Here is a 12,344-nt window from a genome sequence, read left to right on the forward strand (position 1 = left end):
GCCGCGGGCGGCACGGCGACCGGCGGCACGACCGCCTGCGGCGCCATCTGGGCCAGCGGCGCCGGGGCAGCGGGAATCGGCGCGGCCGGTTGCGGCGCGGCCGGGCGGGCGGGCGCGCCTTCGCTCAGCCGCTCGACCATGGCGGTCAGCGCGTCCATCGAGGCCTGCGGGGCCAATTGCGGCTCGCCAGGGCGCGGCGCCGGCGGGCGGCCGCGCGGGGACGGCGCGGCGGGTGCCGCCGCCTGGGGCGCCACGGCCGGCGGCGGCACGGGCTGCGGCGGCATGGGCTGCGGCGCCACCGGCGCCGCCACCTGCGGCGCCGGGGCGCGCGGGGCCGGCCCGGGGGCGACCGGCGGCGGGGCCGCGGCCTGGGGCGTGGCGGTGCCGGCGCGGCCGACGGCGGTGCCGGGCGGGATTAGCCCCGGCCGGGTGCCGGGCGCCGGCGGCGGCAGCGCGTTGGCGCCGGGCGGCAGCGCCTGGGGGAACAACGGCTGCGAGGTGGGCGCCGCGGCGGCCGCGGCGGCGCGCGGGGCCGGCGCCTGGCTCGGCGGCGGCGGCGGGTCCAGCACATCGACCACGACGCGGCGGCCCAGCACGAAATGGCGGGCGCGGGCGCCCTCGGCCAGGTGCAGGCGCATGCCGCCGGGCAGCGGCTCGATGCCACGGACATTGCGCGGCAGGCGGACGGCGGCGGCCTCGAAGGCCAGCGTCCCGGCCGGGCCGAAGATCAGCTCCACCTCGTCGCCGGTCTGCGCCAGGGTATAGCCCGGCAGCTCCGGCCATTCGAAGACGACGCGGCCGAAGCCCGGATGGATGCCGATGCGCACGGTGACGCGGTCCGGCGCCCGGGCGGCGGGCGCGCGCGCGGGGCGCGGCGCGGCGGTGGCGGTGGCGGCCTCGCCAGGGCCGGTGGAGGGCATGACCTGCGGTGGCGGCGCGTCGCTGTCGGCCGCCCCCGGCATGGTGGCCTGGGCCAGGCGGGGAAAGGCGCCCTGCCCTGCCCCGGGTCGCAGGAAGTCGAGCTCGGCCGACAACGCCGCCCGCGGCGCGGCTGCCTCGGCCAGGGCGGCCAGCGCCGGCAGCGGGGCAGCGCCCAGCAGCAGCGCCAGCACCCAGGCCGGGCATCCGCGCAGCGCGCGGCGATGGTCAGTCGAACAGCGCATCGATGGCCGACTGGCTGATGGCGGCCCCCGGCATCTGCGGGCCGTTCAGCAGCCCGTCGCCCGGCGGCGGCGCGGCCGGCGTCTGCACCGGCGGCGCCTGGATATTCGCGGCCGCCATGCTGGACCGCGCCTTGCCGATGCGGTTCTCGATGGTCTGCAGCGCGGTCACCACCTTGGCGATGCGCTGCCCGGTGATGTCCTGGAAGGCGCAGGCCTCGTAGATGCGCGTCGTCGCCGCGAAGAGCGCATCGGCGGCCTGCGGCACCTGGCCCGCCAGGGTCTCCAGCTGCTCGCAGGTGTCGATGATCTCGTGCGTCGCCTGGGCGGTGTGCTGCACGATCGCCGCCAGCTCGTCGGTCGCCGTCGGGATGGCGCTGTCGTCGAGGCCCTCGGCGCGCAGCGCGATCACCTCGGCCCGCGCATTGGCGATGACGCGGCCGACCTCCTCCAGCTCCTGCAGCAGGGTGGCAGCGGTCGCCGTCAGATTGCCGCGCAGATCGTTGATCGCGGCATTCGCAGGGTCAGCGGCGAGGTCAGCCATGGGCCATCACCTTCTCGATCTTGTCGCGCAGCGTCTCGGCGTTGAACGGCTTGACGATGTAGTTTGACACGCCGGCCTGCTTCGCCGCGACCACGTTCTCGGTCTTGCTCTCGGCGGTGACCATGATGAAGGGCAGGTGCTTCAGCCGGGCGTCGGCGCGCACTTCCTTCAGCAGGTCCAGGCCGGTCATCGGCTGCATGTTCCAGTCGCTGATCACCAGGCCGAAATTGCCGCTGCGCAGCTTGGCCAGGGCCTCGTGGCCGTCCGCCGCCTCGTCCGCGTCGTGGAAGTCGATCTGCTTCAGCAGGTTGCGGATGATGCGCGTCATGGTCTTGTAGTCGTCGACAACGAGGACCTTGATGTTGCGGTCGAGAGTCATGGGGTCGTCTTCTCCAGCGGAACTAAGTGGTGGCGGCGGCAGGCCAGGGGCGGTCCAGTGCGCGCGCGGTCAGAGCCCGGGCCGGGCGCCGCGCATGCGCGCGAGCTCGGCGGTCAGCGCGCGGACGCGCTCGGGTTCCATCGCGCCGAAGACCGGGGCGGCCTTCTGCTCGCGCATGCGGTTCACGATCTGCGCGAGCAGCGGCAGATCGAGCTCGTTGAAGACCATCGCCGCCTCGCGCGGGCGCATGGTCTCGTACAGCTTGGCGAGGCTGGCCCAATGGGCCTCATCGCGGTTCTTCATCTGCCGCTCGTTCTCCTCCAGCCGCGACTGCAGGCCGGAGAGGCTGTCGATGCGGCCCTGCAGCCGCTGCTCGGTGGCGGCCAGCACCGCCTCGCGCATGGCGACCATGCGCTCGCGCTCGTCGAGCTGCTCGCGGCGGCCGCGCAGCGCCAGCGCCACCGCGTCGTCCGAGCCCGGGGCCGGGCTCGCGGCGCCGGGGCCGGGGCCGGGGCCGACCGGCGGCGAGACCGGCTGCGGCGCGGCCGGCCGCGCCTGGACGGCGGCGACGCGGCGCGGCTCGGTGCCGGCAGCCGGGGTCTCGGCCGGACCTTGGGTGTTGCCTTGGGCGTTGCCTTGGGCATTGGCGCGGGCGGCGACGCGCATCGGCTGCGGCGCGGCGGCCGGGGCGGTGGCCTCCGTCGCGCCCGGGGTCGCGGCGAGCGCGGCCGGGGGCCAGTCGGGCAGCAGCCCGGCCAGGGCGGCGCCCTTGATGCCCAGCAGCACCGTCAGCATGAGCAGCAGCCCGCGCAGGGCGAAGACGACATTCATGATCCGCGCCCCAGGCCCTGGCTGATGCTGTGTCCGAGCGCGCGCAGCAGGTCCTGCTCGGCGCGCGGCCGCGGCGAGGGCGCCGCGGCGGAGGAGACCGGGGCGCGCGACGGCGCGCCCTCGGCCGGGCGGCTGGCGCGAACCCCGGCATCGAGCCGGTCGGCCAGCCCCTCGGCGCGGTCGGTGAGGTAGCGCAGGTCCTCGCGCAGCGAATGCGCCGCGTTGACCTGGTCGGCGACCTGGCGGCCGGCGCCCTCGGCGGCGGCGCGCAGCCGGGCGATGGCGGCCTCGGCCTCGCGCGTCGCGTCGGTGAAGCCCTGGACGGTGGCGGCCAGCTGCGCGCGGTCCTTGCGCAGCGCGGTCAGCGCGCGTTCCAGCTTCAGCGCCACCGGCAGCGCGGTGGCCAGGCCCAGCACCAGGCCGGCCTGCAGAATCCATTCGATCCAGTTCATGCCGCGCCCTCCGCCCGCTCTTTCAGGTCGCGATGCAGCCCGCCGGCGGCGCCGTGCCGCGGCAGCGCGCGGTCGATGCGCACCGCGAGGCGCCCCTTGCGGCCGCCGACCTGGCCCTCGAACAGCGAGGTGTCGCCGCAGCGCAGCCGCACCGGCGCGCCGGGGCCGACGCCCAGCGTGATCAGGTCGCCGATGCGCAGCTGCACCACGTCGGTCAGCGGCATGGTCTGCTCGTCCAGCACCACGTCGAGCGCCACTTCGGTCTGCCGGAGCTCCTCCGCAAGGTGGGTCTCCCAGATCGAGTCGCGGCCGAACTTCTCGCCCATGAACTGCTGCAGCAGCAGCTCGCGCACCGGCTCCAGCGTGGCATAGGGCAGCAGCAGCTGCAGCTGGCCGCCGCGGCTCTCCATGTCGACGCGCATGCGCGCCAGCACGGCGGCGTTGGAGGGCCGCGAGATGGCGGCGAAGCGCGGGTTCACCTCGAGCCGCTCGAAGCGGAAGTCGACCTCGGCCAGCGGGCCGAAGGCGTCGGAGAGGTCGGCCAGCACCACCTCGGTCAGGCGCTCGATCAGGCCGCGCTCGATGGTGGTGTAGGGCCGGCCCTCGATGCGCATGGCGGTGGTGCCGCGGCGGCCGCCCAGCAGCACGTCGACCACCGAGTAGATCAGCGCCGAATCGACCACCACCAGGCCGTAATTGTCCCATTGCTCGGCCTTGAAGACCACGAGCATGGCCGGCAGCGGAATGGTGTTCAGGTAGTCGCCGAAGCGCAGGCTGGTGATGCCCTCGATCGAGACCTCGACATTGTCGGAGGTGAAGTTGCGCAGGCTGGTCGACATGATGCGGACGAGACGGTCGAAGACGATCTCGAGCATCGGCAGGCGCTCGTAGGAGACCAGCCCGCGGGCGATCACCTTCTCGATGCCGGTGGCCGAGTCGTCGTCGCCGCCGCCGCCATCGCCGAAGCCCAGCAGGCTGTCGATCTCGGCCTGGCTCAGCACCCGGGCCGGCTCGGGCGGGATCTCGGGGATGGCGACCGCCATCGGCTCTGTCGCGGCCGCCTCGCCCACGGCGGCCGACAGGGCCTCGCCCCAGCCGTCATCGCCGCCGACGGAGGCCATGTCGTCGGTCGCGTCGCCGGATTCGGCCAGCGCCGCGCCCCAGGCCGCCATGTCGTCGTCGAAGGGGTCGCCCGGCTTGGCCTCGGGCGCGTCACCGCCCTCGGGGGCCGCCATCGCCGCGGCCATGTCCAGCTCCGCCGCGTCGCCGTCGCCGGCCGCCGGGGGGACGCCGTCCTGATCGGGCGCGCTGCCGCTCATTGCACCACCACCTCGACGAAGAGCACGTCGGTGATGGCGCCCGGCCGGACGGCGATATTGGCGCGGGCCACCATCTCCTCGCGCAGCCGGTGGGTGCCGGCGCTGCCGCGCAGCTCCTCCGGGCGGGTCTCGCGCAGATAGGTGGTGAACATGTCGATCAGCCGCGGCATGGCCGCCTCGGCCGCCTTGGCGTCCTCGGGCAGGGCCACTTCCAGCCGGCTGCGCAGCTTGACGAAGGTCTGCCGGCGGGCCGCGGTGTTCAGATTGGTGATGATCTCCGGCACCTCGACGAAGACCGGCGGGCGCTGCGGCGCGGGCGTGGCCGAGGCTGCCTGCCCCTCGCCGCCTTCCGCATGGCCGCCCAGGCCCGGAATCGCCAGAAGCCCCATGTACCAGGCGCCGCCCGCGCCGCCGCCCAGCAGCAGCACGAGACCCAGGGCTGCCACAAGCATCAGCTTGCCCTTGCCCTTCTTCACCTGTTTCGGGGCGTCTTTTTCAGCCCCTGCGCCGTCGCTCATGCCCGGCCACTCCATCCTGGAATGCGCCGGGACTTAAGCGGGGTCTGTTAACGGCATTTGAACCGGCATTTTTTGCCTCAATGATCCGGTAATAATTGCCCGGTACCTCCTGCCCCGCGGCGTCAGGGATTCCAAAAGGGAATCACCCCGCCGCGGCCGATCCGGACCGCGCTGGCACGCCTCTTGCCATGCCCTGCTCCGTCGGTCCCCGACCAGGAGCTGCGCCACGATGGACACCCCCGGTTATGTCGTCCTCTCCCGCCTCGCCGCCCAGCGGCGCGCGCAGGATGTCGTGGCGTCCAACCTCGCCAATGCCGACACGCCTGGCTTCAAGGCCAGCCAGATGGTCTTCGCCGAGCACCTGGCGCGGCAGGACCGCACCCAGACCCCGAACGGCGTCGGCGGCCACGAGGTCGCCTTCACCCAGGACCGCGCCACCTGGCGCGACTTCTCGGCCGGCACGCTTCAGGCCACCGGCAACCCGCTCGACATCGCGCTGCCCGGCGAGGGCTTCTTCGCCCTGCAGACCGCCAATGGGGAACGCTACACCCGGGCCGGTCGTTTCGCCCTGTCGCCGAATTCCGGCGTGGTCGATGCCCAGGGCAACCCGCTGCTGCTGCAGGACGGCACGGCGCTGCAGATCCCCGAGGGCGCCAGCCGCATCGAGATCAGCGGCGACGGCACCGTGGCCACCGAGCAGGGCCCGATCGGCCAGCTGCGCGTGGTGCGCTTCGCCGACCCGCAGAAGCTGCTGGCCGAGGGCGACCGCCTGTTCACCACGCCGCGGGAGATGGCCGCCGAGCCGATCCAGCGCCCGGCCGTGGTGCAGGGCTCGGTCGAGGGCAGCAACGTCAAGGCCGTGGTCGAGATGACCCGGATGACCGCCGAGCTGCGGGAGTTCCAGTTCGTCAGCCAGTTCGTCGAGCGCGAGGGGGAGCGGCTGTCGGACAGCGTGCAGCGCATCCTGAAGCGCAAGTAACCGCTACGCCCCCGCCGCTCGATCCCAGGAAAGACTGAAGAAAATGCGCAGCCTCCATATCGCCGGCACCGGCATGATGGCCCAGCAGACCAATGTCGAGGTCATCTCCAACAATATCGCGAACATGAGCACGACGGGCTACAAGCGCCGCCGCGCCGAGTTCCAGGACCTGATCTACCAGAACCTGCGCCGCGGCGGCTCGCAGAGCTCCGACCAGGGCACGGTGCTGCCCTCCGGCGCGCAGCTCGGCCTCGGCGTCAAGACGGCGGCGATCTACCGCATCTCCGAGCAGGGCAACCTGTCGCAGACCGAGAACACCTTCGACGTCGCCATCCGCGGCAACGGCCTGTTCCCGGTGCAGCTGCCCTCCGGCGAGACCGCCTACACGCGGGCCGGCACCTTCGGCCTGTCGGCCGCCGGCACCATGGTGACGGTGGACGGCTTCCAGGTCGGCGGCGGCATCACCATCCCGGCCGGCGCCCGCGACGTCACCATCAACGCCGCCGGCGAGGTGCTGGCCAAGATGGACGGCCAGACCGCGCTGCAGAATGTCGGCCAGCTGCAGCTCGCCGTCTTCGCCAACGAGGGCGGCCTGGAGGCGGTCGGCGACAACATGCTGATGGCGACCCCGGCCTCGGGCGACGCGCAGCTCGGCAACCCGGGCGCGGTCGGCTACGGCCAGGTGCTGCAGGGCTTCGTCGAGACGTCCAACGTCAACGTGGTGCAGGAGATCACCAACCTGATCACCGCCCAGCGCGCCTATGAGATGAACTCCAAGGTCATCACGGCGAGCGACGAGATGCTGTCGACCCTGTCGCGGATGCGCGGCTGATGACCCCCGCGCCCGGCAGCTTCCGCCGCCTCGCCCTCCTGTCCGGCATTTTCTGCCTGGCGGCGAACCTTGCCGCCGCCCCCGTGGCGGCGCAGGGCCTGATCGCCCCGCGCGGCCAGGCGGTGATCGAGGGCGGCGTGGTGACGCTGGGCGACCTGTTCGACGGCCTCGGCCCCAAGGCGACCGTGGTGCTGGGCCCGGCCCCCGCCCCCGGCCGCCGCTTCGTCGTCGAAAGCCCGCAGCTGGCGATCATCGCCCGCGACAACGGCCTGTCCTGGCAGCCTCTCGCCGGCGACGAGCGCGTCGTGGTCGAGCGCCCGGGCCGGCCGCTGTCGCGCGAGGAGGTCGAGGCGGTGCTGCGCGCCGAGCTCTCCGCGCTCGGCGCCGATCCCGAGCTGGACCTGGAGCTCGTCGGCTTCCAGCCGCCGATGGTGCCGACCGGCGCCGATCCGCGCCTGGCGGTCGAGGGCACCGAATACGATGCCGCCAGCCGCCGCTTCTCCACCACCCTGGTGGTGCTGGCCGACGGCATGGCGACGCTGCGCCAGCGCATGGCCGGCCGCAACGTCGCCATGCGCGAGGTGGTGGTGGCCGTCCGCAGCCTGCGCGCCGGCGAGACGCTGGGCCCGCGCGACGTCCGTGCCGAGCGCCTGGCCGCCGAGCGGGTCCGCCCCGGCATGGCCACCTCGCTGGAGCGCGCGATCGGCGCCCGCGTCACCCGCAACATCGCCGCCGGCGCGCAATTGCCGCTGACCGAGCTGGCCGCGGCGCTGGCCGTCGCCCGCGACAGCGCCGTCGAGCTGGTGCATGAGAGCGCCGGCCTGTCGCTCGCCACCCGCGGCAAGGCGCTGGCCGATGGCGCCCCCGGCGCGGTGATCACCGTGCTGAACCTGCTGAACGGCACCACCCTGACCGGCGAGGTGATCGGCCCCGGCCGGGTCCGCGCGCTCGGCCCGGCCCTGGGTGCCACGCCCGGGCAACCCGGCCGTCCCGGCGCCATGGCGCAACGTTGATGCGGAAAATCTGCATGTCCCCGAGCTTCCCCCGCTTCTCCCCTTCCCTCCGCGCGCTGCTGCTGCTCGGCCTGCTGCCGCTGGCGGCCTGCGGCAACCTGGCCCGGCTGAGCGAGATCGGCTCGGCGCCCTCGATGGCGCCGATCGAGAATCCCGGCATGGCCGAGGGCCTGCGCAACATCTCGATGCCGATGCCGCCGCGGCAGCAGCCGATCCCGGAGAGCAACAGCCTGTGGCAGCCGGGCAGCCGCACCTTCCTGCGCGACCAGCGCGCCGCCGGCGTCGGCGACCTGGTCACCGTGCTGGTGCAGATCGCCGACCGCGCCGCGCTGGAGAACACCACCGAGCGCAGCCGCGCCAACAACGAGAGCATGGGCATCGGCCGGCTGCTGGGCATGCAGATGCGGCTGCCGGGCGGCAATGGCGACCTGATCGATGCCACCAGCGGCTCCGGCAGCTCGGGCACCGGCTCGATCAACCGCACCGAATCGGTGACCTTGCGGGTGGCCGCGACCGTCGTGCAGCAGCTGCCCAACGGCAACCTGGTGGTCGCCGGCCGGCAGCAGGTGCGGGTCAACCACGAGCTGCGCGAGCTGCAGGTCAGCGGCGTGATCCGCAGCCAGGACATCGCCAGCGACAACACCGTCCGCCATGACCGCCTGGCCGAGGCGCGCATCGCCTATGGCGGCCGCGGCACGGTCAGCGACGTGCAGACGCCGCGCTACGGCCAGCAGTTCCTCGACGTCATCCTGCCCTTCTGACCGGGATCCCCCCACCGTGCGCCCGATGCTCCGGACCCTGCTGCTGCTGATCCTGGCCCTGACGGCGCTGGCGGGCCCGCTCGCCGCCCAGCAGGGCAGCGTGCGGATCAAGGACATCGCCGATATCGAGGGCGTGCGCGACAACCAGCTGGTCGGCTACGGCCTGGTGGTCGGGCTGAACGGCACCGGCGACCGGCTGCGCAGCGCCGCCTTCACCCGGCAGTCGCTGATCGGCGTGCTGGAGCGCCTCGGCGTCAACACCCGCGACCAGGAAAACCAGCTCGACACCCGCAACATCGCCGCCGTCATGGTGACCACCAACCTTCCCGCCTTCGCCCGCAACGGCAACCGGCTGGATGTCACCGTCTCGGCGCTGGGCGATGCCACCAACCTGACCGGCGGCACCCTGGTGGTCACCCCCCTGCACGGCGCCGATGGCGAGGTCTATGCGGTGGCGCAAGGCGCGATCGCCACCGGCGCCATCGCGGCGCGGGGGGCTGCGGCCTCGATCACCCGCGGCGTGCCGACCTCGGGGCGCATCGCCAACGGCGCCATCGTCGAGCGCGAGGTGCCCTTTACCTTCGCCAACAAGCCGAACCTGCGCCTGGCGCTGCGCAACCCCGACCTGACCACGGCGCGGCGGGTGGCGGCCGCGATCAACCGCATGGCCGGCGCCGGCGCCGCCCAGGCCAGCGACCCGCGCACCGTCGTGGTCTCCATGATGGGCCGCGACCCGGTGGGCTTCGCCACCGAGATCGAGCAGCTGCGCGTCGAGCCCGACCAGGCCGCCCGCGTCGTCATCGAGGAGGCCTCGGGCACCATCGTCATGGGCGCCAATGTGCGCATCAGCACGGTGGCCATCGCCCAGGGCAACCTGACCATCCGCGTCACCGAGGCGCCGCAGGTGGTGCAGCCCAATGCGCTGGCCGGCGGCCAGACGGCGGTGGTGCCGCGCACCGGCATCGACATCGACGACCAGTCCGACCGGCGGCTCGGCATCATGCGCGGCGGCATCTCGCTGCAGGAGCTGGTGACCGGGCTGAACAACCTCGGCATCGGGCCGCGCGACATGATCTCGATCCTGCAGACCATCAAGGCGGCCGGCGCCCTGCAGGCCCAGCTGGAGGTGCGCTGAGCATGGCCGAGACCCGCCCGGCAGGTTTTGCCGCCCCCCGCCCCATCGCCACCACCCCGGCAAGTCCTGCCGGGACGAATCCTGCCGGGACGACCGCTGCGGCCGGCCAGGTTTCCCGCCCGCAGCAGTCGCGCAGCCCCGAGGCGATGCGCAAGACCGCGCAGGAATTCGAGGCGCAGATGCTGGGCGCCATGCTGCAGCCGATGTTCGAGACCCTGCCCACCAACGGCCCGATGGGCGGGGGCGCGGCCGAGGCGCAGTGGCGGCCGATGCTGGTCGAGCAATTCGGCAAGCAGATGGCGAAGGCCGGCGGCGTTGGCATAGGAGATGCAGTGTACCGCGACATGATGCGCCTCCAGTCCCAAGGGCAGGCGCGATCGAGCGGAGAAAAGCCATGACGGCGGTGATCGAGTTGCAGCGCGTGACCCTGGCCCTGACCGAGGTGATCCTGGCCGAGACGGCCGCCCTCGAGGCGCGCGACCTGCAGGGCGCCGCGGCGCTGTCGGGCAAGAAGATCGCGGCGCTGGAAGGCTTCGTCGCCGCCCGCGCCCGGATGACGCCGGAGGAGGCCGCGGCCGGCGGCGCCCAGCTGGCCCAGCTGGTCGACCGGCTGCGCGACCAGGTCGAGGCCAACCGCGCCGCCCTGCGCCAGGGCATCGCGCTGCAGGGCCGCGTGCTGGAGACCATCGCCGGCGCCGCCGCCCAGCCGGCCATCGCGACGCCGGGCTATGGCCGCCATGTGCTGCCGGTGCCGGCCGCCGCCTATGCGCTGGGCGCCGCGCCGATGGCGCTGTCGCTGCGCGCCTGATCCGGGCTTCTTCCGGAATTTGAGACGACACACGCGCGGCCCGGCGGGGTCGCGCGTTTATTTTTTGAAAAATAGTGAACCGGCCGGCCGGTCCTGGCCCGGCCAGGGCCTGGCTCCCGGCTTTTCGCCCCGCCGCAATGCAGCATCCTAAGCGCCTGAAACCCGCGGAAATGCTGCGGCCGGCGCTTGGCGCCACCCCGGCGCATGCCGCAACCCTGCCCCCTGGCGTCGAAACAAAGTGGTTAACAACGGGGAAACGGGCCGCTGGTTAGTTGCGGCGGCCAGATCTTGCCGGCGGCAGAAGGCCGCCCTGGCCTGGCATTGCGGTTCGGACAAGGCAGGAGGCCTAGGTCGCGGATGAACTACCAAGCGGCGATGACGGCTTTGGCCGCCCTGATCCTGGTGCTGGCCCTGGTGCTGCTGGCCGCCCGCGCGGCGCGGCGCTTCGGCTTCGCGCCCGGGGTCCCCGGCGGGCTGTCGGGCGTGGCGCGTGGCCAGGGCCGCCGGCTGGTGCTGGTCGAGAGCCTGGCGCTGGACACCCGTCGCCGGCTGCTGCTGCTGCGCTGCGACGGGCGCGAGCTGCTGCTGGTCACCGGCGGGCCGCAGGACCTTTTCCTGAACGATCTCCCCCGCGCCTGCGCACAGGACGCCGGCTGATGCGCCGCGCCCTCTCCCTGGCGCTGACCGCGACCGTCGTGCTGCTGCTGCCCGGCCTGGCGCTGGCGCAGAGCGTCAGCCTCGACATGGGCACCACCGAGGCCGGCGCCACCACGCGGCTGGTGCAGCTGACCGCGCTGATCGGCCTGCTGTCGCTGGCGCCGTCCCTGCTGGTCATGGCCACCGCCTTCGCCCGCATCAGCATCGTTCTTTCCCTGCTGCGCAGCGCCATCGGCGCCGGCGGCGTGCCGCCCAACCCGGTGCTGATCGGCCTCGCCCTGTTCCTGACCTTCTTCGTCATGCAGCCGGTGCTGGAGCAGTCCTGGCAGCAGGGGCTGCAGCCGATGGCCAATGGCCAGATCGAGGAGATCGCCGGGCTGCAGGCCGCCGCCGAGCCGTTCCGCACCTTCATGGCGGCCAACACGCGGGAAGCCGACATCGCGCTGTTCCTCGACCTGGGCAACCTGCCGCCGGTGACCGCGGCCAACCAGACGCCCTGGCGCGCCCTCGTCCCCGCCTTCATGGTCGGCGAGCTGCGCCGCGCCTTCGAGATCGGCTTCCTAATCTTCCTGCCCTTCCTGATCATCGACATCGTCGTGGCCAGCGTGCTGATGGGCCTCGGCATGATGATGCTGCCGCCCAACGCCATCTCGCTGCCCTTCAAGCTGATCTTCTTCGTCCTGGTCGATGGCTGGCGGCTGGTGGCCGGCAGCCTGGTGCAAGGATTTGCCGCCGGTGGTTGACCCGATGCCCCCCCTCCGGGTGAACCCCCGCGTTAATTTCCCGGTTAACGAACTGGCGATGTTCGGCTGCGCAGGCTGCGCCATGGCCGTGCCCGCCTCCAGGATCAGAACGATGTCGCCCGCGACTCCATGGCCGCAGCCGGCACACACCGCCGCCCTCCGCGCCCGCCCCGCGATGGGACGGGAGGGCTGATGTCGCAACCGACCCTGCCC

15 protein-coding genes and 1 pseudogene are annotated in these 12,344 nt (G+C 73.2%); 9 read left to right on the plus strand and 7 right to left on the minus strand.

All coding sequences use genetic code 11. The annotated features are described in order from the left end of the window. From GVN67_RS24210 to GVN67_RS24240, 7 genes and pseudogenes are all read right to left on the minus strand, one after another. A pseudogene (locus GVN67_RS24210) lies at positions 1 to 1,163 on the minus strand (hypothetical protein); the annotation flags it as partial. Further along, positions 1,147 to 1,704 carry a hypothetical protein gene (locus GVN67_RS24215; RefSeq protein WP_159999888.1) on the minus strand — a complete coding sequence of 186 codons (558 nt, stop codon included), beginning with the start codon at positions 1,702 to 1,704 and terminating at the stop codon, positions 1,147 to 1,149. The pseudogene GVN67_RS24210 and the gene GVN67_RS24215, both read right to left, overlap by 17 nt. Next, a complete protein-coding gene (locus GVN67_RS24220) occupies positions 1,697 to 2,083 on the minus strand; it encodes a chemotaxis response regulator CheY (protein WP_076957986.1) in 387 nt (128 codons plus the stop codon). Before GVN67_RS24220 ends, GVN67_RS24215 begins: the two co-directional genes overlap by 8 nt. A gap of 69 nt (positions 2,084 to 2,152) precedes the next feature. Next, positions 2,153 to 2,914 (minus strand): MotE family protein, encoded by a 762-nt coding sequence (locus tag GVN67_RS24225; RefSeq protein WP_159999889.1) that lies wholly within the window; start codon positions 2,912 to 2,914, stop codon positions 2,153 to 2,155. After that, positions 2,911 to 3,366 (minus strand): DUF6468 domain-containing protein, encoded by a 456-nt coding sequence (locus tag GVN67_RS24230; protein ID WP_159999890.1) that lies wholly within the window; start codon positions 3,364 to 3,366, stop codon positions 2,911 to 2,913. The genes GVN67_RS24225 and GVN67_RS24230 overlap by 4 nt, the downstream gene beginning before the upstream one ends. Then, positions 3,363 to 4,685: a flagellar motor switch protein FliM gene (gene fliM / locus GVN67_RS24235; protein ID WP_235035455.1), complete on the minus strand. Its 1,323-nt coding sequence runs from the start codon at positions 4,683 to 4,685 to the stop codon at positions 3,363 to 3,365. Before fliM ends, GVN67_RS24230 begins: the two co-directional genes overlap by 4 nt. Continuing rightward, positions 4,682 to 5,137 carry a flagellar basal body-associated FliL family protein gene (locus tag GVN67_RS24240; RefSeq protein ID WP_235035456.1) on the minus strand — a complete coding sequence of 152 codons (456 nt, stop codon included), beginning with the start codon at positions 5,135 to 5,137 and terminating at the stop codon, positions 4,682 to 4,684. The genes fliM and GVN67_RS24240 overlap by 4 nt, the downstream gene beginning before the upstream one ends. Positions 5,138 to 5,432: 295 nt before the next feature. Here GVN67_RS24240 and flgF point away from each other — a divergent pair, with 295 nt between their 5' ends. From flgF to fliP, 9 genes are all read left to right on the plus strand, one after another. Continuing rightward, positions 5,433 to 6,182: a flagellar basal-body rod protein FlgF gene (gene flgF / locus GVN67_RS24245; protein ID WP_159999892.1), complete on the plus strand. Its 750-nt coding sequence runs from the start codon at positions 5,433 to 5,435 to the stop codon at positions 6,180 to 6,182. Positions 6,183 to 6,225: 43 nt separating this feature from the next. Beyond that, complete coding sequence (flgG, locus tag GVN67_RS24250) at positions 6,226 to 7,014, plus strand: flagellar basal-body rod protein FlgG (RefSeq protein ID WP_159999893.1); 789 nt, start codon at positions 6,226 to 6,228, stop codon at positions 7,012 to 7,014. Beyond that, positions 7,014 to 8,027: a flagellar basal body P-ring formation chaperone FlgA gene (gene flgA / locus GVN67_RS24255; protein ID WP_159999894.1), complete on the plus strand. Its 1,014-nt coding sequence runs from the start codon at positions 7,014 to 7,016 to the stop codon at positions 8,025 to 8,027. Before flgG ends, flgA begins: the two co-directional genes overlap by 1 nt. Before the next feature lie 14 nt (positions 8,028 to 8,041). Next, positions 8,042 to 8,788: a flagellar basal body L-ring protein FlgH gene (flgH, locus tag GVN67_RS24260; RefSeq protein ID WP_159999895.1), complete on the plus strand. Its 747-nt coding sequence runs from the start codon at positions 8,042 to 8,044 to the stop codon at positions 8,786 to 8,788. A 25-nt stretch (positions 8,789 to 8,813) separates the two neighbouring features. Next, on the plus strand, positions 8,814 to 9,923 hold the full coding sequence (locus GVN67_RS24265; protein ID WP_159999901.1) for a flagellar basal body P-ring protein FlgI: 1,110 nt from the start codon (positions 8,814 to 8,816) through the stop codon (positions 9,921 to 9,923). A gap of 2 nt (positions 9,924 to 9,925) precedes the next feature. After that, positions 9,926 to 10,321: a rod-binding protein gene (locus tag GVN67_RS24270; RefSeq protein ID WP_159999896.1), complete on the plus strand. Its 396-nt coding sequence runs from the start codon at positions 9,926 to 9,928 to the stop codon at positions 10,319 to 10,321. Further along, positions 10,318 to 10,731 carry a hypothetical protein gene (locus tag GVN67_RS24275; RefSeq protein ID WP_159999897.1) on the plus strand — a complete coding sequence of 138 codons (414 nt, stop codon included), beginning with the start codon at positions 10,318 to 10,320 and terminating at the stop codon, positions 10,729 to 10,731. The genes GVN67_RS24270 and GVN67_RS24275 overlap by 4 nt, the downstream gene beginning before the upstream one ends. A gap of 357 nt (positions 10,732 to 11,088) precedes the next feature. Continuing rightward, entirely contained in the window at positions 11,089 to 11,388 is a 300-nt protein-coding gene (locus GVN67_RS24280; protein ID WP_159999898.1) for a flagellar biosynthetic protein FliO, read from the plus strand. Continuing rightward, complete coding sequence (fliP, locus tag GVN67_RS24285; protein WP_159999899.1) at positions 11,388 to 12,131, plus strand: flagellar type III secretion system pore protein FliP; 744 nt, start codon at positions 11,388 to 11,390, stop codon at positions 12,129 to 12,131. The genes GVN67_RS24280 and fliP overlap by 1 nt, the downstream gene beginning before the upstream one ends. Positions 12,132 to 12,344: the final 213 nt, after the last annotated feature.

Source organism: Roseomonas sp. 18066 (genome assembly GCF_902706185.1).
Classification (GTDB): domain Bacteria; phylum Pseudomonadota; class Alphaproteobacteria; order Acetobacterales; family Acetobacteraceae; genus Pseudoroseomonas.

What these genes read in the sequence shown, in the direction of transcription:
- GVN67_RS24215 (WP_159999888.1), bottom strand. Translation starts at nt 1,704, where the DNA reads ATGGCTGACCTCGCCGCTGACCCTGCGAATGCCGCGATCAACGATCTG.
- GVN67_RS24220 (WP_076957986.1), bottom strand. Translation starts at nt 2,083, where the DNA reads ATGACTCTCGACCGCAACATCAAGGTCCTCGTTGTCGACGACTACAAG.
- GVN67_RS24225 (WP_159999889.1), bottom strand. Translation starts at nt 2,914, where the DNA reads ATGAATGTCGTCTTCGCCCTGCGCGGGCTGCTGCTCATGCTGACGGTG.
- GVN67_RS24230 (WP_159999890.1), bottom strand. Translation starts at nt 3,366, where the DNA reads ATGAACTGGATCGAATGGATTCTGCAGGCCGGCCTGGTGCTGGGCCTG.
- fliM (WP_235035455.1), bottom strand. Translation starts at nt 4,685, where the DNA reads ATGAGCGGCAGCGCGCCCGATCAGGACGGCGTCCCCCCGGCGGCCGGC.
- GVN67_RS24240 (WP_235035456.1), bottom strand. Translation starts at nt 5,137, where the DNA reads ATGCTTGTGGCAGCCCTGGGTCTCGTGCTGCTGCTGGGCGGCGGCGCG.
- flgF (WP_159999892.1), top strand. Translation starts at nt 5,433, where the DNA reads ATGGACACCCCCGGTTATGTCGTCCTCTCCCGCCTCGCCGCCCAGCGG.
- flgG (WP_159999893.1), top strand. Translation starts at nt 6,226, where the DNA reads ATGCGCAGCCTCCATATCGCCGGCACCGGCATGATGGCCCAGCAGACC.
- flgA (WP_159999894.1), top strand. Translation starts at nt 7,014, where the DNA reads ATGACCCCCGCGCCCGGCAGCTTCCGCCGCCTCGCCCTCCTGTCCGGC.
- flgH (WP_159999895.1), top strand. Translation starts at nt 8,042, where the DNA reads ATGTCCCCGAGCTTCCCCCGCTTCTCCCCTTCCCTCCGCGCGCTGCTG.
- GVN67_RS24265 (WP_159999901.1), top strand. Translation starts at nt 8,814, where the DNA reads ATGCTCCGGACCCTGCTGCTGCTGATCCTGGCCCTGACGGCGCTGGCG.
- GVN67_RS24270 (WP_159999896.1), top strand. Translation starts at nt 9,926, where the DNA reads ATGGCCGAGACCCGCCCGGCAGGTTTTGCCGCCCCCCGCCCCATCGCC.
- GVN67_RS24275 (WP_159999897.1), top strand. Translation starts at nt 10,318, where the DNA reads ATGACGGCGGTGATCGAGTTGCAGCGCGTGACCCTGGCCCTGACCGAG.
- GVN67_RS24280 (WP_159999898.1), top strand. Translation starts at nt 11,089, where the DNA reads ATGAACTACCAAGCGGCGATGACGGCTTTGGCCGCCCTGATCCTGGTG.
- fliP (WP_159999899.1), top strand. Translation starts at nt 11,388, where the DNA reads ATGCGCCGCGCCCTCTCCCTGGCGCTGACCGCGACCGTCGTGCTGCTG.